The sequence below is a fragment of the Sulfitobacter sp. HNIBRBA3233 genome (assembly GCF_040149665.1).
In the GTDB taxonomy this organism is placed as follows: Bacteria; Pseudomonadota; Alphaproteobacteria; order Rhodobacterales; family Rhodobacteraceae; genus Sulfitobacter; species Sulfitobacter marinivivus.
This window is the reverse complement of the sequence record NZ_JBEFLP010000001.1, coordinates 2,384,288-2,405,862: the sequence shown is the minus strand read 5'-3', so window position 1 is coordinate 2,405,862 and position 21,575 is coordinate 2,384,288. Positions and strand designations below refer to the sequence as shown.

The window sequence follows — 21,575 nt, the reverse complement described above, 5'->3', positions numbered from 1 at the left end:
GGGGCGCCTTTTCTAGTTCAGCCATCCGAAACGCCGCAACCGGGCGGCGATACGCTCCTCCGCCTCCGGGCGGCCTGCGTTGATGGATTGCAGCTGCCAGAACCAGTAGAGGTAGCGCGCAAAATCAGGCCGGTGGGCGGTTGTCTCGCAAAAACATTCCGGCAGGTTGTCCAGACGCGCCTTCACCGCGATATGGTGAAAATCGATCCGCGCGAACAAAAGCGCGGGTTTGCGAAAGAAATACCCGTTGAAGGCAACGGAAGAGTTCTGCGTCACGACAAAAGCGCAGCGCGGCAGCAGATCCTCCATCCCGCCCATGCGCACTTCAAGCTGTGGCGCACCGCGCTCAAGGCGTTCGAGCGCTGCCATCTCGACATCCGAATACTGCTCTTTCGGGTGCAGGCTGGCGATGATCTTGCGGTCCGGGGCGTGGATCAGACAGTTTTCGATCATTTCAACCGGAGAGCAATGCTGGAAACTGCGCCGGTCCAGCAGACGACCCTGCAGCGGGATATAGATGAAGCCGTCGTTTGACACCCTGTCGGCCAGATCGCCGAAGAGGCGCTTCTGCCAGAATTTCCGGAACTTCTTTGCCGCCTGCGGATCAATTGCACCGGGGTCGAATGTTGCGCGCGCAACGTCCCAGTGCCAGCGCTCTGCCGTGCTTTCGATCTGCCAGAACGGATAGTGATAGACCCTGCGGAACACGAGGCCGCCCGCGTCCGGCGGCTGCTTCATGTGGCTGAGCGTGGCACCGGACGGCTGCGCCCCGAAGGGGGCATAGGCCACCTGCCGCCCGGCATCTTGAAGAACCTTCGCAACTTTCGCGATGAAATTGTGCCGCCCCGCGACTGCGCTTTCGCACAGCTCAGGCTCCATCAGGAATGTAATCTTCTCGGGGGTGTTCATATGCTTACGCTACTGCGCACCCTATCGGGCAACAAGGCTCCCCTTGTTACGCGCGAAGCTGCGGGCCATATGTTCACTAACCAGATTGGAGGCTTTTATGGCGCGCGAAGAATTTCCCGGATGGCACGGAACAACGATCATCGGTGTCCGCAAGGGCGGCGAAGTGGTGGTTGCAGGCGATGGTCAGGTGAGCCTCGGACAGACCGTGATCAAGGGTACGGCGCGCAAGGTGCGGCGCCTGTCGCCCGGTGGCTATGACGTGGTTGCGGGTTTTGCCGGGTCTACCGCAGACGCCTTTGCGCTGCTTGAGCGGCTCGAAGCGAAGCTGGAGGCGACCCCCGGCCAGCTTCAGCGCGCGAGCGTGGAGTTGGCGAAGGACTGGCGCACGGACAAGTACCTTCAGAAGCTCGAAGCGATGCTGATCGTCACCGACGGTACCGAGCTTTTCGTGATTACCGGTGCGGGGGATGTTCTGGAACCCGAGCACGGCATCGCCGCCATCGGATCGGGCGGAAACTATGCGCTCGCCGCTGCGCGCGGCATGATCGACAGCGATCGCGACGCCGAAGCAGTCGCGCGCGAAGCAATGGCAATCGCATCCGATATCTGCGTCTATACGAACGGAAATTTGACGGTCGAGCGGATCTCGAAGGAACAATAGACAGCGCAAGCTCGTTTCCTTCGTGACATTTACAGATCGGAGGATTCATCCATGAAATTGCACGTAGAAGATACAGGTGGCACCGGCCGGCCGGTTTTTCTGATCCACGGCTGGCCCCTGTCGGGCGCGTCGTGGGAGCATCAGGTGCCCGCACTGAAGGACGCCGGTTTCCGGGTCATCACCTATGACCGGCGCGGATTTGGACAATCGGACAAGCCCGGCGAAGGGTTTGACTACGACACGCTCGCCCGCGATGTCAGCGAAGTTCTGGCCGCCAAAGACCTGAACGACGTAACGCTCGTCGGGTTTTCAATGGGTGGTGGAGAGGTCGCGCGCTATGTCGGAACCTACGGAGAGGACCGCCTGAAAAGCGTGGTCTTCGCGTCGGCAGTGCCACCCTACCTGCTGAAAACCGATGACAACCCCGACGGCCCCCTGACCCAGGACGCCGCCGACGATTTCAAGAAAAACCTCACCGACGACCGCGATGCGTTCTTTGAAGGGTTTACCAAGGATTTCTTCACGGCAAACGGTGACCTGAAGGTTTCGGAAGAGGAAAGGCAGAAGGCCCTGAGCCTGTGCAAACAGTCCTCGCCAGAGGCTGCACTGGGCTGCATGGAAGCCTGGGCAACCACGGATTTTCGCGAGGACTTGAAGAAAATCACGGTTCCCACGCTGGTATTGCATGGCACCGCGGACGGCATCGTGCCGATTGACGGATCCGGTCATCGTACCCACAAGGCGGTCGCGGGCAGCAAGCTGGTCGAACTCGACGGGGCGCCGCACGGCTGCAACGTCAGCCACGCGGAAGACTTCAACAAGGCGTTGATCGATTTTCTGGGATAATCACGAAAGGGGGCAGGTCCACGGGCCTGCCCCTTGTCATTTGCCAGCCCAGGGGCCACCTGTTGATGCGCGACCCAAGGAGACAGCATGACAGACCTGACCCCCCGTGAAATCGTGTCCGAACTGGACCGTTACATCATCGGCCAGAAAGACGCGAAGCGTGCCGTCGCCGTGGCCCTGCGCAACCGCTGGCGCCGCAAGCAGCTTGGTGACGACCTGCGCGAAGAGGTCTATCCGAAAAACATCCTGATGATCGGACCCACAGGCGTCGGCAAGACCGAGATCAGCCGCCGTCTCGCAAAACTTGCCCGCGCCCCGTTCCTCAAGGTCGAAGCGACGAAATTTACCGAGGTCGGCTATGTCGGGCGCGATGTCGAACAGATCGTGCGCGACTTGCTGGATGCCTCTATCGCGATGACCCGCGAACACATGCGCGAGGACGTGAAGGCGAACGCCCACAAGGCCGCCGAAGACCGGGTGATCGACGCCATCGCCGGCCCTGACGCACGCGAAGGCACGCGCGACATGTTCCGCAAGAAACTGAAGGACGGGCAGCTTGACGATACGATGATCGAGCTTGAAGTCGCCGACACGTCCAACCCGTTTTCGGCCATGGAAATTCCGGGCCAGCAGGGCGGTATGGGCATGATGAACCTTGGCGATCTGTTCGGAAAGGCGATGGGCGGGCGCACCACGAAAAAGCGCCTGACAGTCGCGGAAAGCTACGAGATCCTGATCGGTGAGGAAGCGGACAAGCTTCTGGACGACGAAACCGTCACCCGCAGCGCCATCGAGGCCGTGGAGCAGAACGGAATCGTGTTCCTGGACGAGATCGACAAGGTCTGCGCGCGCACGGACGCGCGGGGCGGCGATGTCAGCCGCGAGGGCGTGCAGCGCGATCTGTTGCCTCTGATCGAAGGCACGACCGTCAGCACCAAGCATGGCCCGGTCAAGACGGACCATATCCTGTTCATCGCCTCTGGCGCCTTCCACATTGCCAAGCCATCGGATCTTCTGCCCGAACTGCAGGGGCGTTTGCCGATCCGTGTCGAACTGCGCGCGCTGACCGAAGAGGATTTCGTGCGCATCCTGACCGAGACCGACAATGCGCTGACGCTGCAATACACCGCCCTGATGGGGACCGAGGACGTCACCGTCGAATTCACGCAAGACGGTATCGCCGCGCTCGCGCAGATTGCGGCCGAGGTGAATTCGTCGGTCGAGAATATCGGCGCGCGTAGGCTTTACACGGTGATGGAGCGCGTGTTCGAGGAACTCAGCTTTACCGCGCCGGATCGTGGTGGGGAAACCGTGACCGTCGATGCCGGGTTCGTCGATGCGCATCTTGGCGAGTTGACCAAATCCACCGATCTGAGCCGTTACGTTCTGTAATCCGGCGCTAATGGATCATTCCGGGCCGGGTCCGGGGTGATCCGCCTCTCAACGGGGCTTTTTCTTTTCCGCGCCGCATGGCACGAGTGGCCATGGGCTATTTTCGTTTCGTCATAGATAACCGGTTGTTCCTGCTGGCAGGTTTCCTGCTGACGTTCACATCGTCTTTCGGGCAGACCTATTTCATTTCCCTGTTCGCGGGCGAGATCAAGGAAAGCTTCGGGCTGACCGACGGTGGCTGGGGTCTGACCTATACCATCGGCACAACGCTGTCGGCGGTTACGATGATCTGGGTCGGCACCCTGACCGACCGGTTCCGCGTCCGCGCGCTGGCATTCTGGGTGATGGTGTTGCTGGCGCTGGCCGCCGTGGCGATGTCGATGGTCACAAGCGCGCTGTTGCTGATCGTCGTGATCTACGCCTTGCGCCTGATGGGGCAGGGGATGCTGTCGCAGCTTGGTGCGGTGGCGATGTCGCGGTGGTTCATTGCCACACGCGGTCAGGCGCTCTCGCTTGCGTCGATGGGGTTTGCCATGGGGCAGGCGGTGTTGCCCGTGGTTTTCGTCGGCCTGCTGCTGACCACGGACTGGCGCACACTCTGGCTGATCGCGGCGGGGTTGATCCTGCTGTTGGTGCCGGTGATGCAGCTTCTTCTGCGACAGGAAAGAACACCGCAATCCATGGCCGAAAGCTCGGCCAGCCTCGGGATGCAGGGGCGGCACTGGACACGGGCCGAGCTGCTGCGCCATCCGCTCTTTTATATGCTGATCCCGCTGGTTCTGGGGCCCTCCGCATGGGGCACTGCGCTGTTCTTCCAGCAGGTCCACCTGACAGAGGTGAAGGGCTGGTCGCTGACCTCCTATGTCGCGCTGATGCCGATCTATACGGTTGCATCGATCTCCTTTACCTTCATCACCGGCTGGGCGGTCGACAGGTTCGGCGTGAAATGGGTCGTGCCGTTCCAGATGGTGCCGTTCGGCATGTCGTTTCTGGTGCTGGCCTATGCCGATACCATTGCGATGGCGGGTGTCGGTCTGGTGATCTTCGGGGTCGGGCAGGGCATGCAGGGCACCGCCACGGCTGCCTTCTGGGCGGTATTCTACGGCACCCGCTACCTTGGCGCGATCAAGGCGGCGGCGGCGGCGCTCATGGTGTTCGGCTCAGCAATCGGGCCGGGTATCTCGGGCGCGCTGATCGACCTTGGCGTGGATTTCCCCGACCAGATGATCCCGATGGCGCTGTTCTATTTCGGTGGTGCGATCCTCGCCGGGGTGGGGATTTTGCGCTACCAGCGCGATTTGCCCGCTACCGCTGTCGCCTGAGATAGACATAGTAGGCCCCGCCACCCCCGTGGCTGATGTGGGCCGGCGTGATCTGCAACACCACGGACGAGAGCGGCGGCATTTGCAGCCACTGTGGCACTTGATGGCGCAGCACCCCGAGGCGGACGGGAATTGGCCCACCTTCGTCGCGCTGCTTGCCTTTGCCTGTCACCACGAGAATCAGCCGCTTTCCCTGCGCGTGGGCCTTCAGGACAAATCCGGTCAGGGCAGGGTGGGCGCGGTCGAGTGTCATGCCGTGCAGGTCGATCTTACCCTCCGGGCGCAGCTTTCCGCGGGTGAGCTTGCCGTGGGTCTTGCGGTCCATCTGCACGGGGGATTTGCGCAGCTGGTCCTGTATCGACGGCATCAGGTCGTGGCCCTTGCCCGGGCGTTGCCCCTTCGGTTTGCCCAGAAGCGTTTCGCGCGACTTGCGCAGCGTCTTCTGGTCCGGTCGCCGCGCGGGCGCGGGCATGCTCGCGTCGGGGTCGAAACGCGCAGGCTCAAGATCGGATTTAGCCATCCGCTCGGTCTTGGCCGTGACGCGCTCCCACAGCTCGCGGTCTTCCTTGCTGAGCCTGCGCCGCTTCATATCGCGGACTCCGGCAAAAGGGCATAGGCCCTCTGGATCGGCAGCAAGACAAGCATCCTGCCCGGATCGCGCAAACGTCCCGCCGCGCGGCCAGCGCCGTCGCCGGTCCCAAAGAAAACATCGGCACGTTGTGCACCCTTGATCGCCGATCCGGTATCCTGCGCGACCATAAGCCTGCGCATGGGCCTTTCACCGTCCTTTTCGATCCAGACAGGGGCCCCGAGGGGCACGAACGCCGGATCGACAGCGACCGTGCGCAGGGTGGTGACGGATCTGTTCATCGCGCCAAGCGGCCCGCGATCCGCAGGAACCCTGCTGACTTCGCGGAAAAACACATATGACGGATTGTGAAATAAAAGCTCCTGCCCATCGACCGGATTGCGCCGGACCCAGTTCTTGATGACTTGCGCGCTGACCTGATGGGGCTCATAAACGCCGCGCCGCACCAGTTCCTGCCCGATGGAGCGGTATTCGTGCCCGTTCGATCCGCGATAGCCGACGCGCAGCGCACTTCCGTCGGGAAGACGGATGCGCCCGGACCCCTGAATCTGGAGAAAGAACAACTCAACCGGATCATCGACATAGGCGATCACCAGATTCCGGTGTTCCATGACCCCGCTTTCCAGAATATCGCGTCGGGTCAGCCACGGGCGATTTTCAAGCGCCTCGGACGGCATTTTATAGACGGGATAGCGGTATCTTTCGGAGCGGTAGAGCGACCCATCCAGTTCAGGTTCGAAATAGCCAGTGAAGAGGGCCGGTTTGCCTTCGTCCATCAGCACCGGACGAAACAGCAGTTCGAAAAAGTGCCGTGGGTCGGGGCCGGTTCGGGCGTAGCGACACACGGCTTCCCAATCCGGCTCTTTCATATCGCCGCAGGTGTTCAGGAAGGTCTCGAACGCTGCGGCGTGGTCATCTTCGGCCCAGCCGTCAAGCTGGTCGAAGGACAGCACGTCATATCGCACCTCAGACGCCACTGGCCCCGCCGGAAACGAGGCCAGTGCAGCAACCGTCACGCATAGCGCGACCACTAACCGTCTGTGGAGACCAGGAACCAATTTGGATCATCCGAACCCATGATGCGGGCGAAAACCCATGTGTCTTTCTGTTTCTTGGCGTCTGTCAGGCTGCCTTCGATGATCTTTCCGTCGCTGTCACGCACGGCGGACGTCAGTTCGGCAACGAACCGCAATGTCATCTCGGCCTCTTTGGTCTCGGGGTCGAGCGATACATCCTCAAGCTGGAGTTCCCGAACGCCGATGAATTCGGCCTCGATGGAAAGCCCCTGATCCTCGCGCGCGGCCACGCCATCGACAAAGCTGTCGTAGACATCTTCGGCAAGGAAGGGCTTGATATCGTCAAGCTCGCCACGTTCGTAACCCATGACGATCATCTCGTAAGCGCCGCGTGCGCCAGCCATGAATTCGGTCACGTTGAACGACGGTTCGATCCGCTTCATCTCGGCCAGGGCCCTGGCCTGCGGTGTCCCTTCGTCGAAGTGATCTGTGATATCCAGATCGGGGCCGCCTTCGATCACTTCGAAGGCGGGGCCGGAACGCTGGGCAGGTTGCTGCGGCAGCGGTGGTTTCTCGAAACCCTCGCGCGTACCCAGCACGTTTTTCAACCTCAGGATCAGAAAGACCGCGATAGCGGCGAGAACCAGAAGCTGGATAAGCGGCGAATTCATAGGCACCTCATGGGGCAGGGCGTGGAAACAATTGACTGAGCACCTTATGTAGGGTGAGCACGGGCGCGAGTCCACTCTGACGCCCGAGGAAAGGATGTTAACACATGTGGCTTTTAATCGCATTCATTGCCGTACCGCTGATCGAGATCGCGCTGTTCATACAGGTTGGCGGCTTTATCGGCCTCTGGCCAACGCTTCTGATCGTCCTTCTGACGGCCATTGCGGGGACGTATCTGGTTAAAAGTCAGGGTCGGATGGAGCTGAGCAAGCTCCAGAGATCATTTTCCGAGGTGCAGGACCCCACCGAACCACTGGTCAGCGGTGCGATGATCCTGTTTTCGGGGGCCTTGCTGCTGACGCCGGGGTTTTTCACGGATGCGGTCGGATTCGCCCTTCTGATCCCCGCCGTGCGCAAAGCCGCCTACAAGGCGATCCGCGAGCGCATTCAGGTGCAAAGCTTCGATGCGCGCGCAGGCCACACAGGCCACGGCCGGCCGGATCCCCGCCGCCCGGCGGGAGGGGATGTGATCGAAGGCGAATTCACCGAACTTCCCGACGACGACGCGCCACGCGGAGATTCAGGCTGGACCAAGCGATAACCGCCCGACTAAGCCGTTGAGCGCTCTTGCGGGGTCTGCTAAGTCTCCCGAATTGATTTCAACCTCCCAAAAAGGAGATGCTCATGGCCGAGGCCGAAGCAGCGACACAACAGTCAAAAGCCCCTCAGATGCGTGTGATGGGTCAATTCATTCGTGACATGTCATTCGAAAACATCATGGCGCAAAAAGGCGCGCCATCCGACGTACAGCCCGACGTGCAGGTTCAGGTCAGCCTCGATGCGAAGAAACGCAGCGTTGAGAACCAGTACGAGACCGCGATCAAGCTGAACGTGACATCCAAGGCAAAGGAAAGCGACACGACACTCTTCCTTCTGGAAATCGACTATGTCGGTATTTTCCACATCGAGGACGTACCGGAAGATCAGCTGCATCCGTTCCTTCTGATCGAATGCCCACGCATGATCTTCCCGTTCCTGCGCCGGATCGTCAGCGATGTAACCCGCGATGGCGGCTTCCCACCGCTGAACCTTGAAAACATCGATTTCATCCAGCTGTACCGGAACGAAATCGCGCGCCGTAAGGCATCTACGACCGCAGCGGACGCCCAGCCGCCCGCCGACGCCTGATCAGGCCTTGAGCCACAAGGGATCGCCGCCCAGCTTGCCGACAAATTCGGCATGGGCGGCTTTTTCTTTTTCAGAGATCCGCGATGGCAGGGGCGTCGGGCGCGGGCGCGGTGCCCATTCGGTCGACGCCTCGCCCGCCTTCGGTGCAGCACGCTGTGACAGGCCGAAGTCTGGCTGCTTTCCCCCGATCAGCTCAAGATAGACTTCAGCGAGGATTTCGCTGTCGAGAAGCGCGCCGTGCAGCGTCCGCGAGGAGTTGTCGATCCCGAAGCGGCGGCACAGGGCATCGAGCGACGAGGGCGAGCCGGGGAATTTCTTGCGCGCGATGGCGAGTGTGTCGATCGCCTGCTCCCACGGGATCTGGCGCAGCTTCATCCAGCCGAGCTCGGCGTTCAGGAACTTGATATCGAATGCCGCGTTGTGGATCACCAGTTTCGCATCACCGATAAAGTCCAGAAACGCCTGCCCGATCTCCGCAAACTTTGGCTTGTCACGCAGGAACTCATCGCCCAGCCCATGAACCTCGAAAGCTTCTTGCGGCATCTCGCGTTCGGGGTTGATGTATTGGTGATAGGTGCGGCCCGTAGGCACATGGCCCATCAGTTCGACGGCGCCGATTTCCACGATGCGGTCGCCCGTGGACGGGTCGAATCCGGTGGTCTCTGTATCGAGGACGATCTCACGCATCGGTTAAACTGCTCCTGATCTTTCTGACGACATCCTGAACCTGCGCGCGCGCGTGTTCAAGCGTATCAGTTTCAATTACATAATCCGCGCGGTCGCATTTTTCCTTTGCGGGCAATTGCTTGGCACGGATCGCTTCAAACTGGGCTTGCGTCATGGTGCCGCGCTCCATGACCCGCTTTTCCTGCGTGTCGGCATCGACGTAGACGCAAACCGTTGCATCGACGCGCGCCTCGCCGCCTGTTTCGAAGAGCAGCGGAATATCCAGCACGACGATATCCGTCTGCGCCTGCGCGATGAATGCCGCGCGGTCCTGTCCGACAAGCGGATGAACGATCCGTTCGATCCGCCCCAGTGCTTCGGGGTCGGCGCTGATGATGTCTTTCAGCGCGGGCCGCGACACGGCGCCGTCGATGACGGCGTCAGGAAATGCCGCGCGAAAGGGTTCGACCGCTGCGCCCCCTTCGGCATAGAGGCGGTGGACAGCCGCATCCGCATCCCAAAGCGCACAGCCCTCTTCGACGAACATCTTTGCCGTTGTCGATTTGCCCATCCCGATGGAGCCGGTCAATCCAAGCAGAAACATCAGCGCAGCGCCGCAGCGCGGGTGGCGCGGTCGACGACGGGTCGTGTCCCGAACCACCGCTCGAATGCGGGAACGGCCTGATGAAGCAGCATGCCCAGACCATCGACCGTGGGGCATCCGATCTCTTCGGCGGTGGCCAGAAGCTGCGTCTTGAGCGGTGCATAGACCAGATCGGTCACCACGGTGCGCGGCGACAGCCCGTCCAGCGGGACGCGCAGTTCACCCTTGCCGATCATGCCCAGAGAGGTCGTGTTCACCAGAAGTGCCGCGTCATCGATCATGTTACCGGCCTGTACCCAGTCAAATACATGCAGGCGGCTGCCGAAATCCTGCTTGAGCTTGTCCGCACGGACACGCGTCCTGTTGGAAAGAAGGATTTCGGGTACCCCTGCATCCAGAAGCGATGCGATCACCGCGCGGGCGGCACCACCCGCACCCAGAACCGCCGCCGGACCCGATTTCGGATTCCAGTCAGGCGCGCCGTTGCGCAGGTTTTCGAGGAATCCGTACCCATCCGTATTGTCTGCGTGGATCTTGCCATCCTTGCGGAAAATCAACGTGTTGGCCGCTCCGATCAGAATGGCGCGGTCGGTGACAAGATCGGCAATCTGCATCACCGCCTCTTTGTGCGGGATTGTCACATTCACACCGACGAAGCCCATTGTCGGCAGCGTCCGCAAGACGCGCTCCAGATCATCCGGTGCCACATCCATTGGAATATAGTAGCCGGGAATGCCGTTCGTCTCGAGCCAGTGCCGGTGCAACTGGGGTGATTTCGAATGCGCGATGGGGGAACCGATCACACCGGCCAATGGGATACGGGGCAGGTTGGTCACGTCGGCAAATCTCCACGCAGGACAAGATAGTTCAGCAGTTCCAAAAGTGGCATACCGAGCACGTTAAAGTAATCCCCCTCGACGCGGGTGAAAAGGCGCACACCCTCTTCCTCCAGCTTGTAGGAACCGACAGAGTGACGGATGCTGTCCCAGTTGCGGGCAACGTAATCCTGCAGATAGTCGTCGCTGACTTTACGCATCCGCAGCCTGACCTGCCCGATGTGCCGCCAGACCGGCTTGCCATCTTCGTAAATGACGGCAGCGGACAACAGCATGTGGCGGTCCCCGCTCAGCGCGCGCAACTGCGCCAGTGCATCATCGGGGGTCTCGGGTTTGGCAAGCAGCGCCCCGCCGTGTTCAAGCACCTGATCGCAGCCGATCACCAGAGCGCCGGGATGTTTTTCGCTTACCTTGCGCGCCTTCATCTCGGCCAATGTATCGGCGATGCCCCGCGGCGCTGCACCTTCGGCCAGAAGCGATGCGGTGATCGTTTCCTCGTCGATACGCGCAACCTGTACCTCGTGGGGAACCATCGCCTGCGACAAGAGGCGGGTGCGGGTCGCGGATCCCGATGCAAGGATGATCTGTATAGACATGGGGATAACTCTTGCATGAAGTTAAGGAAATCTTAGGGACTTCTTGTCGAGAATTTGGTCCCACTGTTCAAGTGCCGATGTTTTGGCAAATCTCACCGGGTTTCGCCGATCTTTTCCCTCTGGGGAGAAGAACAAACCGCTGCGTGTATAGATGCCTGGACCAGGATCACATGCACAGGGATATCCACAGGTTTTCCGTTCGATAAAAATACCTATTATTTATATATTTCAGATGTTTGTCTGATCTGCGGCAGGTTACCCCCATACCGTGACTTACGGGATGTTCACACCCGCTCCGATCGGGGATAACTCAATAATCCACAGGTTTCGGCGCCCCCTACTTAAAACTACAATCTTTCTTTTCTTCTTTATTATTATAAGGAGGTCCAAAGAGCGGATGGAACTCATGAGTGAACTTCTCAGTCTGGCGTATCCCTGGATCAAAGGGTTTCACATCATCTCGGTGATCTCGTGGATGGCTGCGTTGTTCTATCTGCCGCGCCTGATGGTCCATCATACCGAACGTGTCGGGCTGAATGGGGAAACTCACGAGCTGTTTGCGATGATGGAATATAAACTTGCAAAAGTGATCATGAGCCCCGCGATGATGGCGACATGGCTGTTCGGGCTGCTTTTGGTGATGACCCCCGGGATTGTGTATTGGGGCGATGTCTGGCCGTGGCTCAAGGCTGCGGGCGTGATCGCCATGACGGTCTTTCACATCTGGCTCACACGCCGCATGAAGGGTTTTCAACGGGCAGAGAATACGCTCAGCGGCAAACAATACCGGATGATGAACGAAGTGCCGACGCTTCTGATGATCCTGATCGTCTTCTCCGTGACGGTGAAGTTTTGATACCCGTCGTTGACAGAATGCGCTCCAGCGCTTAGAGCATCAGCACCGCCCCGTCCGGGGACCGGCCTATACCGTACAATCAGAACCGAAGATCTCTGGCAGTCGCATGCCAGGCCAAGGATATTTCCATGACAGTCGAAACGCTGAACCTCGCCGATCTCAAGGCGAAATCCCCCAAGAGCCTGCTCGCCATGGCCGAAGAACTCGAGATCGAGAATGCTTCGACCATGCGCAAGGGCGAGATGATGTTCCAGATCCTCCGCGAACGCGCGGACGAGGGCTGGGAAATCTCCGGGGACGGCGTTCTTGAAGTGCTTCAGGACGGTTTCGGTTTCCTGCGCTCGCCCGAGGCGAACTATCTTGCCGGTCCGGATGATATCTATGTGTCGCCGGACATGATCCGCCAGTGGTCCCTGCGGACGGGTGATACCATCGAGGGGCTGATCAAGGCGCCGGACGATAACGAGCGGTACTTTGCGCTGACCGAAGTGACCTTGATCAATTTCGAGGAGCCCGAGAAGGCGCGCCACAAGGTTGCATTCGAAAACCTTACGCCGCTCTATCCGGACGAGCGTCTTCGGATGGAGTTGGAAGATCCGACAGCCAAGGACCGCTCTGCCCGGATCATCGATCTTGTCGCGCCGATCGGCAAAGGCCAGCGTTCGCTGATCGTGGCCCCGCCGCGCACAGGTAAAACGGTTCTGTTGCAAAACATCGCCAACTCGATCGAGAAGAACCACCCCGAATGCTATCTGATCGTCCTGCTGATCGACGAGCGCCCCGAAGAGGTGACGGATATGCAGCGCTCGGTGAAGGGGGAGGTCGTATCCTCGACATTTGATGAGCCTGCCACGCGTCACGTCGCTGTATCGGACATGGTGATCGAAAAAGCCAAGCGTCTGGTCGAACACAAGCGCGATGTCGTTATCCTGCTCGACTCCGTCACCCGCCTTGGACGCGCGTTCAACACTGTTGTGCCTTCGTCGGGCAAGGTTCTGACGGGTGGTGTGGATGCGAACGCGTTGCAACGCCCGAAACGCTTCTTTGGTGCGGCGCGGAACATCGAGGAAGGCGGATCGCTGACCATCATCGCGACTGCGCTGATCGATACCGGCAGCCGCATGGATGAGGTCATCTTCGAAGAATTCAAAGGGACCGGTAACTCGGAAATCGTGCTGGACCGCAAGATTGCGGACAAACGCGTGTTCCCGGCCATCGACATCCTGAAATCCGGCACGCGGAAAGAGGATCTGCTGGTCGACAAGGTCGATCTTCAGAAAACATTCGTTCTTCGCCGGATCCTCAATCCGATGGGAACCACGGACGCGATAGAGTTCTTGATTTCCAAGTTGAAGCAGACGAAAACAAACTCCGACTTCTTTGACTCGATGAACACCTAAAATAACGTAAATTCAAAGGCTTAGGTCTATGGATACGATTTTCGCCCAAGCCACTGCAGTGGGTCGGGCCGGGGTATCCGTCGTTCGGATCTCTGGCCCTTCTGCGCATGAAATTGCTGCAAATCTGGTTGGTGTTCTGCCCGAACACCGCCAGACAGCGCTGCGTATGCTACGCGATGGGGCTGGTGAATTCATCGACCAGGCCCTGGTCCTGCGATTCGACGGCCCCAATAGCTTTACCGGGGAAGATGTTGTCGAACTCCATCTCCACGGCAGCATAGCAATCATGCACCGCACCCTTGAAGTTCTGGGTGGTTTCGATGGCTGCCGTCTGGCGGAGCCCGGTGAATTTACCCGCCGCGCGCTCGAGAACGGGCGCCTTGATCTGACGCAGGTCGAAGGCTTGGGTGATCTGATCGAGGCTGAGACCGAAGCACAGCGGAAGCAGGCGCTTCGGGTACTGTCAGGCGACCTTGGCGATAAGGTCGAGGAATGGCGAAAATCGCTGATCCGGGCGGCAGCACTGCTCGAAGCGACAATCGATTTCGCAGACGAAGATGTCCCGGTCGATGTAAGCGATGAGGTCCGCGAGCTTCTGGTTCAAACGGACAAAGCCCTGGTGCACGAGATCAAGGGGATCAAGGCCGCCGAGAGAATCAGGACCGGTTTCGAAGTCGCCATCATTGGCGCGCCGAACGTCGGAAAATCGACGCTGCTGAATCGACTGGCGGGGCGGGACGCGGCGATCACCTCGAACGTTGCCGGCACAACCCGCGATGTGATCGAAGTCCGAATGGATCTGGGTGGACTTGCGGTGACTCTGCTTGATACGGCCGGCATCCGCCAAAGCGATGATCTGGTGGAAACACTGGGCGTCGAGCGCGCGCTCGCCCGTGCCGAGCTGGCTGACTTGCGCGTGTTCCTGTTGGAGGAAGGCGACGAACCCCCGATGACTCCGGTTGAAGGGGATGTTATGCTCTCGGCAAAGGCTGATTTGACCGGGGCGTCCTACCCCGCTGTTTCCGGCGAGACGGGGGCAGGGGTGGATCAACTTCTGGCGGAGATCCAGACAAGGTTGCAGGACTTCGTTTCCGGCGCCGGTCTGGCCACACACGCACGTCATGCTGCGGCGATGCAGCAAGCTTCGGCTGGTTTGAACAGGGCGCTTGAGCTTCTTGAGGATGGCCCCGATGTCTACGATATAGCGGCAGCGGAGCTGAGAATCGGAATCCACGCGCTTGAAGTGCTCGTAGGGCGGATTGATGCTGAAAACTTGCTGGACGAGATCTTTGCAAGTTTCTGCTTGGGTAAGTGAGGATTGTTTCACGTGAAACATTTTGATGTCATCGTTATCGGTGGGGGCCATGCGGGCGCCGAGGCCGCGCATGCCGCCGCGCGCATGGGGTCCGAAACAGCACTCCTGACCATGTCGCGTGATACGATTGGCGTGATGTCGTGTAACCCGGCCATTGGTGGTTTGGGCAAAGGGCATCTGGTCCGCGAGATTGACGCGCTGGATGGTGTCATGGGGCGAGTTGCCGACAAGGCCGGGATCCAGTTTCGGCTTCTGAACCGCCGGAAAGGCCCGGCGGTGCAGGGGCCCCGCGCGCAGGCTGATCGCAAAATCTATCGCGAAGCAATGCTGGCCGAAACGGAAGCCAATCCGCGCATCACCATAATCGAGGGCGAAGCGACCGACCTCGTCATGGAAGGCGGCCGCGTTTGTGGCGTGATTTTCAATGGCGAGGATCAGATCAGGGCAAGTTCCGTGATCCTGACGACGGGCACTTTCCTTCGTGGTGTCATCCATATTGGGGATGTGCAGAAATCCGGCGGGCGCATGGGAGACAAGCCGTCCATCCGGCTGGCCGAGCGTATCGACTCCTTCAACCTGCCGCTTGGCCGGTTGAAGACGGGAACGCCGCCACGGCTCGACGGAAAAACGATCCGTTGGGAAGGATTGGAAATGCAGCCGGCGGATGAGGATCCGACGCTGTTTTCTTTCATGTCAAACCGTCCGTCCGCGCGCCAGATCTCCTGCGGTATCACGCATACGAATGAGAAAACGCATGACATCATCCGTGAGAACCTCGGACGGTCCGCGATGTACGGCGGGCATATTGACGGCGTTGGCCCGCGATACTGCCCCTCAATCGAGGATAAAGTTGTCAGGTTTGCCGACAAGACCTCGCACCAGATCTTCCTCGAACCCGAAAGCCTCAGCGACTCGACGATTTATCCGAACGGTATTTCGACGTCGCTGCCGCTGGACGTGCAGGATGAATATGTGCGCTCCATAGCGGGGCTTGAAGAGGTTACGATCCTTCAGCCTGGCTACGCGATCGAATACGATTACGTCGATCCTCGCGCTCTCAAAAAGACGCTGGAGTTGCGTGACGTGCCCGGCCTGTATCTTGCCGGCCAGATCAACGGGACGACGGGCTACGAAGAAGCTGCCGCGCAAGGAATGGTTGCGGGATTGAACGCATCGATTTCCGCTCGGGGCGGGGAGCCGCTGCATTTCAGCCGGACGGATAGCTATATCGGTGTGATGATCGACGATTTGACGACCCGAGGTGTTACCGAGCCCTACAGAATGTTCACGTCGCGCGCAGAATTCCGGCTGTCTTTGCGGGCAGATAACGCGGATCAACGGCTTACGCCTGTCGGGATCGCAGCGGGTTGTGTATCTTTGAAGCGTCAAGAGATCTTCAAGGATAAGATGGAGCGGCTGGATGCGTGCCGTGCGCAGCTTGAAGCAACGACGTTTACGCCCAAGGAAATCGCCGCAGCCGGGATTGCGATTAACCAAGATGGTCAACGGCGGAGCGGCTTTCAGCTGCTCGCCTTTCCAAAGGTGACCTTTGATCAGGTGGCACAGCTTGATCCCGGTCTCGCTGGCTTTGATAGCGCGATCTCGGACCAAGTCGCGAAGGATGCGCTCTACGCGAATTATATCAAGCGTCAGGAGCAGGATGTTGCTGCGCTTCGCAAGGACGAAGGTGAGAAGATTCCCGCCGAGTTTTCTTTTCAGGAGATTGAAGGCTTGTCCAATGAACTGAAAAGCAAGCTTCAAAAGGTCAGGCCAACCTCATTGGCGCAAGCGGCGCGGATTGACGGTATGACTCCCGCCGCACTGACGCTGATCCTCGCGATGCTGCGCCGTGCCGGAAAGAAAAAATCAGCATGACCGAGCGTGACGCTCTTCCAAATGTTTCACGTGAAACAATGGAGAGGTTGAGGCATTTCGAGGCGCTGGTCGCGAAGTGGACGAAGAAGATCAATCTTGTCTCCAGGCAGGATGCAGAAAAAATCTGGTCGCGGCATATTCTTGATTCCGTGCAGATCTTCGACGTCGCGCCAGCTGCGGGCCACTGGCTGGATATCGGCAGCGGCGGCGGCTTCCCCGGAATTGTTGCGGCTGTTCTGGCGAAAGAGGAAGACGCTACGCGCGCGTTTACCTTGGTCGACAGTGATCAGCGGAAGTGTGCATTCCTGCGGACCGCCGCGCGAGAGCTGGACCTGAATGTCACCGTTCACGCCTCGCGGATTGACGAGATGGAACCGCAGAATGCCTCGGTGCTATCGGCGCGCGCCTTGGATGATCTGAGTGGATTGCTGTTACATGCCCACCAGCATCTTGCGCCAGACGGTGTCGCGCTGTTCCCGAAGGGCGCGCGCTGGCGCGAAGAGGATGCGGCGGCTCGCAAAGAGTGGTCATACGACCTCGAACCGATTAAGAGTAAAACCAATCCCGACGCCATTATCTTGAAAATCAAGGAGCTCGCGCGTGTCTGACCTTTCCCGCCCCCAGGGTCCGAAAATCATCGCAATCGCCAACCAGAAAGGCGGCGTCGGCAAGACCACGACAGCCATTAATCTTTCTGCCGCGCTTGCCGAGGAGGGGCGCCGCGTGCTGGTGATCGATCTTGATCCTCAGGGGAATGCCTCGACAGGCCTTGGTATCGAGCTGGATGATCGTGAATTCACGACCTATGAGTTGCTGCTGGAAGATGTCGACCTTCAGAAAGTTATCCTGAAGACGGCGACGGAAAACCTCTTTATCGTTCCGGCGACAGTTGATCTCAGCTCGGCTGACCTTGAATTGCTGACGAACGAAAAACGCAGCTTTTTGCTGCATGACGCGCTGCGGCAAACCCAGATGGACAGTTTCGCGTTCGATTATATCCTGATCGATTGCCCTCCGTCGCTGAACCTGCTGACAGTTAACGCGATGATAGCCGCGCATTCCATTCTCGTACCGCTTCAGAGTGAGTTTTTTGCCCTTGAAGGTCTTTCACAGCTGATGCTGACCATTCGTGAAGTCAGACAGTCCGGAAACAAGAACCTGCGGATCGAGGGCGTCGTCCTGACGATGTACGACCGGCGTAACAACCTCTCCCAACAGGTTGAGCAGGATGCGCGCGATAACCTTGGCGATCTGGTGTTTAAGACCCTGATCCCGCGGAACGTGCGCGTCAGTGAATCGCCTAGTTTCGCGATGCCGGTTCTGGCGTATGACAGCACGTCAAAAGGGGCATTGGCGTACCGCGAGCTGGCGAAAGAGCTGATGGAAAATAACGAGAATGAAGTGAAAGAGGTGCAGCATGTCGGATAATTCAGAACGGAAAAGGGGCCTTGGCCGCGGGCTTTCGGCCCTGATGGCCGATGTGAACGAGACTGAGACTGCAGCGGCGCAGGGCCCGTCAGCCGCCGATCAGATGGTTCCGATCGAGCAGATTGCCCCGAATCCGGATCAGCCCCGCAAGCAGTTCACGGCAGATGATCTTCAGGATCTCTCCGCGTCGATCAAGGAAAAGGGCGTTCTTCAGCCACTGATCGTGCGCAAGAGTGGCGAGGGGCGTTTTGAGATCGTCGCCGGCGAACGCCGCTGGCGTGCCGCGCAGATGGCGCAGCTGCACCAGCTTCCCGTGATCGTACGGGATTACAGCGATATCGAGGTTCTCGAAGTCGCGATCATCGAAAACATCCAGCGCGCCGATTTGAATGCCGCAGAGGAGGCGGCGGGCTACAAGCAGCTGATGGACCGTTTTGGCCACACACAGGAAAAGCTTGCAGAAGCGTTGGGGAAAAGCCGCAGCCACATCGCGAACCTCCTTCGTCTTCTCAACCTGCCCGACGCGGTTCTCGATATGCTGCGCAAGGGTGAACTGAGTGCCGGTCACGCACGGGCATTGATCCCGTCACAGGATCCGCTGAGGCTGGCGCAGCAAATCATTCGCGGCGGTTTGTCCGTGCGTGCCACGGAGGCCTTGGTGAAGAAGGAGCTCTCGGGTGACGCACCGCAGCCTGCCGCGCAGAAGCCGAAGGTCGAAAAAGATGCCGATACCAAGGCGTTGGAAGATGACCTTTCAGCGAACCTGCGCATGAAAGTAACCCTGAACCACAAACCGGGGCAGGAATCGGGGCAGATGGTTCTGAATTACACGTCTCTCGACCAGCTGGACGAACTGTGTCGGATCCTGGGCGGAAACTAGTCCCTGAGAAGTTCGGAAATCACGGCGTTTAGTACTCTAAACCCCTGATCTGAAACGATTAACCTGTCCTCCAGCGTCTCGATCATGCCCAGAGAGCGTAAATGATCGAGACGCTCTTCGGAAAGCGGTGCACCCGCGATTGCCTCGTAGCGGCCAAGGCTCACGCCCTCGCGCAACCTGAGGCCCATAAGCAGAAATTCCGTCGCGGCGTCGCTCGCATCAAGCGTTTCGCGCTCCTGCTCGGGCGCATTTGCGTCCACGGCATCAAGCCAGCGCTTGGGATTGCTGTAGCAGAAGGTCGCGTGGCGTTTCTGGTTCAGGCTCAGCCGGCCATGCGCACCGGGACCAATGCCAAGGTAATCGCCGTAGCGCCAATAGATCAGGTTGTGCCGCGATTGCGCACCGTCGCGCGCGTGGTTGGAAACTTCGTAAGCGGGCATTCCGGCGGCGGCACAGACATCCTGCGTCAGATCGAACATGTCCGCGCCCAGATCCTCACCGGGCAGGCCGCGCAGTTTTCCCAAGGCGTAGCGGTCACCGAACGCGGTCCCGTCCTCGATCGTAAGCTGGTACAGGGAAAGATGGTCTATCGCGAGGTTTAGGGCCTGTTTAAGCTCAGCTTCCCACTGGTCCAGCGTCTGGTTCTGACGCGCATAGATCAGATCAAAACTGACGCGCTCGAAGCAGTTGCGCGCGACATCGAAGGCGCGCAACGCTTCTTCAACGGTATGGATCCGCCCTAGGCGGCGGAGGTCCTCGTTGTTGAGGGCCTGAAGTCCCATCGACACACGTGAAACACCGCCATCACGGTAGGCCTGAAACCGGCCAGCCTCGACCGAGCCGGGGTTTGCCTCGAGCGTGATTTCCAGATCATTCGCGACGGGCCAGAGGCGGCGGATTTCCTCGATAACCGTGGCAACGGTTTCGGGATCCATCAAACTGGGCGTGCCACCACCGAAGAAAACGGATGTGACAACACGACCGGGGGTTTCTGATGCGTAGCGCTTCAGCTCGGACAGATAGGCGGCCTTCCACGCGGCCTGATCGATATGGCGGGCGACATGGCTGTTGAAATCGCAGTAGGGGCATTTTGCTTCGCAGAACGGCCAATGGATATAGATGCCGAAACCACCCTGACGCCAGTCTTCAGTCAAAACATTTGGCCAGCAGTTTTGCCACGGCGTCGGACCGGTGGCTGATCGCGTTCTTTTCGTCGTGGGACATTTCCGCGAAGGTTCGGGTTTCGCCGATGGGCTGGAAGATCGGATCATAGCCGTGACCCGTCTGTCCCCGCATCGGCCAGACGAAATGCCCGTCAATCTTTCCTTCGGCGACTTCATCGTGCCCGTCGGGCCAGGCCAGAACGAGGGTTGAGCAAAACCGCGCAAGGTGCGGTTCGGGTGCGCCGGTCTCTTCGAGGAGGCGATGGGTTTTTTCCATGGCCATCACGAAATCGCGGCCTTGGGGTGTCTCGGCCCAGTCGGCGGTGTAGACACCCGGCGCATTATCAAGGGCCGCGACCTGAATGCCGCTGTCGTCGGACAAGGCGGGCAGGCCGGTTGCCTTGGCCGCGGCATGGGCCTTGATCCGCGCGTTGCCGACGAATGTATCTTCAGTCTCTTCCGGTTCGGGCAGGTTGAACTCTTTCGCGCCGACCACGGTGATCCCGCGGGGGCCGAAAAGTTCGGTCATTTCTTGCAGCTTGCCGGCGTTGTGTGTGGCGATCAAAAGCCGGTCGCCGGTAAACTTTCGGCTCATGCGCAGGCCTCACGTTGGATCGCGGTCAGCTGCTTGATCCCTTTTTCGGCAAGGTCCAGAAGTTCGTTCATCTGCGCACGGCTATATGTGGCGCCCTCGGCGCTCATCTGGGTTTCGATCATCTGGCCGCTTTCGGTCATGATAAAATTACCGTCTACACCCGCTTCGGAATCCTCGGGGTAGTCGAGGTCGAGCACCGGCTGGCCCGCGTAGATCCCGCAGCTGATTGCGGCGACGGGATCGGTCATCGGGTCGGAAATGACATCGCCCGCTTTCATCAATTTGTTCACGGCAAGGCGCAGCGCGATCCAGCCGCCGGTGATCGAAGCGCAGCGCGTTCCGCCATCGGCCTGAAGGACGTCGCAATCAACGGTGATCTGGCGTTCGCCCAAGGCCGAGCGATCGACACCCGCGCGCAGGCTGCGGCCAATCAGCCGCTGGATTTCAACGGTGCGGCCGCCCTGCTTGCCCGATGCGGCCTCGCGGCGCATCCGCGTGTTCGTTGCGCGCGGCAACATGCCGTATTCCGCGGTGACCCATCCCAAACCGGAGCCCTTGATAAACGGTGGCACGCGGGCTTCGATCGACGCGGTGCACAACACATGGGTATCCCCCATCTTGATCAGAGCGGACCCTTCGGCGTGCTTGGTGAAGCCGACCTCGACCGAGACATTTCGCATTTCGTCCAATTTCCGACCGGAGGGGCGCATGGGTTCTTCCTTTTTCATGTGTTCGATGATCTCGATAGCGTCCGATCCCTTGCGGATGC

At 59.5% G+C, this 21,575-nt stretch carries 24 protein-coding genes; 13 read left to right on the top strand and 11 right to left on the bottom strand.

Annotated elements, in window-relative coordinates; genetic code table 11:
• Positions 1-12: 12 nt before the first annotated feature.
• On the bottom strand, positions 13-909 hold the full coding sequence (locus tag ABMC89_RS11800) for a hypothetical protein (RefSeq protein ID WP_349568124.1): 897 nt from the start codon (positions 907-909) through the stop codon (positions 13-15).
• A gap of 97 nt (positions 910-1,006) precedes the next feature.
• Between ABMC89_RS11800 and hslV the strand changes: the two genes are divergently transcribed.
• The 4 genes from hslV (at position 1,007) to ABMC89_RS11780 (ending at position 5,130) form a co-directional block, all read left to right on the top strand.
• A complete protein-coding gene (hslV, locus tag ABMC89_RS11795; protein ID WP_349568123.1) occupies positions 1,007-1,570 on the top strand; it encodes an ATP-dependent protease subunit HslV in 564 nt (187 codons plus the stop codon).
• A gap of 51 nt (positions 1,571-1,621) precedes the next feature.
• The gene (locus ABMC89_RS11790; protein WP_349568122.1) at positions 1,622-2,416 is read left to right on the top strand and encodes an alpha/beta fold hydrolase; all 795 of its coding nucleotides are present in this window, start codon (positions 1,622-1,624) and stop codon (positions 2,414-2,416) included.
• 87 nt (positions 2,417-2,503) lie between these two features.
• A complete protein-coding gene (hslU, locus tag ABMC89_RS11785) occupies positions 2,504-3,808 on the top strand; it encodes an ATP-dependent protease ATPase subunit HslU (protein WP_349568121.1) in 1,305 nt (434 codons plus the stop codon).
• A gap of 92 nt (positions 3,809-3,900) precedes the next feature.
• Positions 3,901-5,130: an MFS transporter gene (locus ABMC89_RS11780; RefSeq protein WP_349568120.1), complete on the top strand. Its 1,230-nt coding sequence runs from the start codon at positions 3,901-3,903 to the stop codon at positions 5,128-5,130.
• On the opposite strand, the gene ABMC89_RS11775 is transcribed toward ABMC89_RS11780, so the two are convergent.
• The 3 genes from ABMC89_RS11775 to ABMC89_RS11765 are packed head-to-tail and all read right to left on the bottom strand — an operon-like array spanning position 5,114 to position 7,406.
• The gene (locus ABMC89_RS11775; RefSeq protein WP_349568119.1) at positions 5,114-5,719 is read right to left on the bottom strand and encodes a Smr/MutS family protein; all 606 of its coding nucleotides are present in this window, start codon (positions 5,717-5,719) and stop codon (positions 5,114-5,116) included. The genes ABMC89_RS11780 and ABMC89_RS11775 overlap by 17 nt on opposite strands.
• Positions 5,716-6,720 (bottom strand): murein transglycosylase A, encoded by a 1,005-nt coding sequence (gene mltA, locus ABMC89_RS11770; protein WP_349568618.1) that lies wholly within the window; start codon positions 6,718-6,720, stop codon positions 5,716-5,718. Before mltA ends, ABMC89_RS11775 begins: the two co-directional genes overlap by 4 nt.
• Before the next feature lie 29 nt (positions 6,721-6,749).
• The gene (locus ABMC89_RS11765; protein ID WP_349568118.1) at positions 6,750-7,406 is read right to left on the bottom strand and encodes a Tim44/TimA family putative adaptor protein; all 657 of its coding nucleotides are present in this window, start codon (positions 7,404-7,406) and stop codon (positions 6,750-6,752) included.
• A 104-nt stretch (positions 7,407-7,510) separates the two neighbouring features.
• Here ABMC89_RS11765 and ABMC89_RS11760 point away from each other — a divergent pair, with 104 nt between their 5' ends.
• Entirely contained in the window at positions 7,511-8,005 is a 495-nt protein-coding gene (locus ABMC89_RS11760; protein WP_349568117.1) for an FxsA family protein, read from the top strand.
• Between the two features lie 83 nt (positions 8,006-8,088).
• On the top strand, positions 8,089-8,592 hold the full coding sequence (gene secB / locus ABMC89_RS11755; RefSeq protein ID WP_439655649.1) for a protein-export chaperone SecB: 504 nt from the start codon (positions 8,089-8,091) through the stop codon (positions 8,590-8,592).
• Here secB and dnaQ read toward each other — a convergent pair whose 3' ends face one another.
• The 4 genes from dnaQ to ABMC89_RS11735 are packed head-to-tail and all read right to left on the bottom strand — an operon-like array spanning position 8,593 to position 11,294.
• Positions 8,593-9,279, bottom strand: coding sequence for a DNA polymerase III subunit epsilon (gene dnaQ / locus ABMC89_RS11750; protein ID WP_349568115.1), 687 nt, complete (start codon positions 9,277-9,279; stop codon positions 8,593-8,595).
• The gene (gene coaE / locus ABMC89_RS11745) at positions 9,272-9,862 is read right to left on the bottom strand and encodes a dephospho-CoA kinase (RefSeq protein WP_349568114.1); all 591 of its coding nucleotides are present in this window, start codon (positions 9,860-9,862) and stop codon (positions 9,272-9,274) included. Before coaE ends, dnaQ begins: the two co-directional genes overlap by 8 nt.
• Positions 9,862-10,698: a shikimate dehydrogenase gene (locus ABMC89_RS11740; RefSeq protein ID WP_349568113.1), complete on the bottom strand. Its 837-nt coding sequence runs from the start codon at positions 10,696-10,698 to the stop codon at positions 9,862-9,864. Before ABMC89_RS11740 ends, coaE begins: the two co-directional genes overlap by 1 nt.
• Positions 10,695-11,294 carry a Maf family protein gene (locus ABMC89_RS11735; protein ID WP_349568112.1) on the bottom strand — a complete coding sequence of 200 codons (600 nt, stop codon included), beginning with the start codon at positions 11,292-11,294 and terminating at the stop codon, positions 10,695-10,697. Before ABMC89_RS11735 ends, ABMC89_RS11740 begins: the two co-directional genes overlap by 4 nt.
• Before the next feature lie 406 nt (positions 11,295-11,700).
• On the opposite strand from ABMC89_RS11735, the gene ABMC89_RS11730 reads away from it, so the two are divergent.
• From ABMC89_RS11730 to ABMC89_RS11700, 7 genes are all read left to right on the top strand, one after another.
• Positions 11,701-12,150: a CopD family protein gene (locus tag ABMC89_RS11730; protein WP_349568111.1), complete on the top strand. Its 450-nt coding sequence runs from the start codon at positions 11,701-11,703 to the stop codon at positions 12,148-12,150.
• Between the two features lie 128 nt (positions 12,151-12,278).
• Entirely contained in the window at positions 12,279-13,550 is a 1,272-nt protein-coding gene (gene rho, locus ABMC89_RS11725; protein WP_349568110.1) for a transcription termination factor Rho, read from the top strand.
• Positions 13,551-13,578: 28 nt separating this feature from the next.
• Positions 13,579-14,865 (top strand): tRNA uridine-5-carboxymethylaminomethyl(34) synthesis GTPase MnmE, encoded by a 1,287-nt coding sequence (gene mnmE / locus ABMC89_RS11720; protein ID WP_349568109.1) that lies wholly within the window; start codon positions 13,579-13,581, stop codon positions 14,863-14,865.
• A 3-nt stretch (positions 14,866-14,868) separates the two neighbouring features.
• Positions 14,869-16,740 (top strand): tRNA uridine-5-carboxymethylaminomethyl(34) synthesis enzyme MnmG, encoded by a 1,872-nt coding sequence (gene mnmG, locus ABMC89_RS11715; protein WP_349568108.1) that lies wholly within the window; start codon positions 14,869-14,871, stop codon positions 16,738-16,740.
• Positions 16,737-17,348, top strand: a complete 612-nt coding sequence (rsmG, locus tag ABMC89_RS11710; RefSeq protein WP_349568107.1) for a 16S rRNA (guanine(527)-N(7))-methyltransferase RsmG — start codon at positions 16,737-16,739, stop codon at positions 17,346-17,348. Before mnmG ends, rsmG begins: the two co-directional genes overlap by 4 nt.
• Positions 17,341-18,168: a ParA family protein gene (locus ABMC89_RS11705; protein ID WP_349568106.1), complete on the top strand. Its 828-nt coding sequence runs from the start codon at positions 17,341-17,343 to the stop codon at positions 18,166-18,168. The genes rsmG and ABMC89_RS11705 overlap by 8 nt, the downstream gene beginning before the upstream one ends.
• Complete coding sequence (locus ABMC89_RS11700; protein ID WP_349568105.1) at positions 18,158-19,048, top strand: ParB/RepB/Spo0J family partition protein; 891 nt, start codon at positions 18,158-18,160, stop codon at positions 19,046-19,048. Before ABMC89_RS11705 ends, ABMC89_RS11700 begins: the two co-directional genes overlap by 11 nt.
• Here the strand turns inward: ABMC89_RS11700 and hemW are convergent.
• From hemW to rph, 3 genes are read right to left on the bottom strand one after another with little or no spacing between them, the layout of a single operon-like run.
• Positions 19,045-20,202, bottom strand: coding sequence for a radical SAM family heme chaperone HemW (hemW, locus tag ABMC89_RS11695; protein WP_349568104.1), 1,158 nt, complete (start codon positions 20,200-20,202; stop codon positions 19,045-19,047). The genes ABMC89_RS11700 and hemW overlap by 4 nt on opposite strands.
• Positions 20,195-20,806 (bottom strand): RdgB/HAM1 family non-canonical purine NTP pyrophosphatase, encoded by a 612-nt coding sequence (gene rdgB / locus ABMC89_RS11690; protein ID WP_349568103.1) that lies wholly within the window; start codon positions 20,804-20,806, stop codon positions 20,195-20,197. The genes hemW and rdgB overlap by 8 nt, the downstream gene beginning before the upstream one ends.
• Positions 20,803-21,516 (bottom strand): ribonuclease PH, encoded by a 714-nt coding sequence (rph, locus tag ABMC89_RS11685; RefSeq protein ID WP_349568616.1) that lies wholly within the window; start codon positions 21,514-21,516, stop codon positions 20,803-20,805. The genes rdgB and rph overlap by 4 nt, the downstream gene beginning before the upstream one ends.
• Between the last annotated feature and the right edge of the window lie 59 nt (positions 21,517-21,575).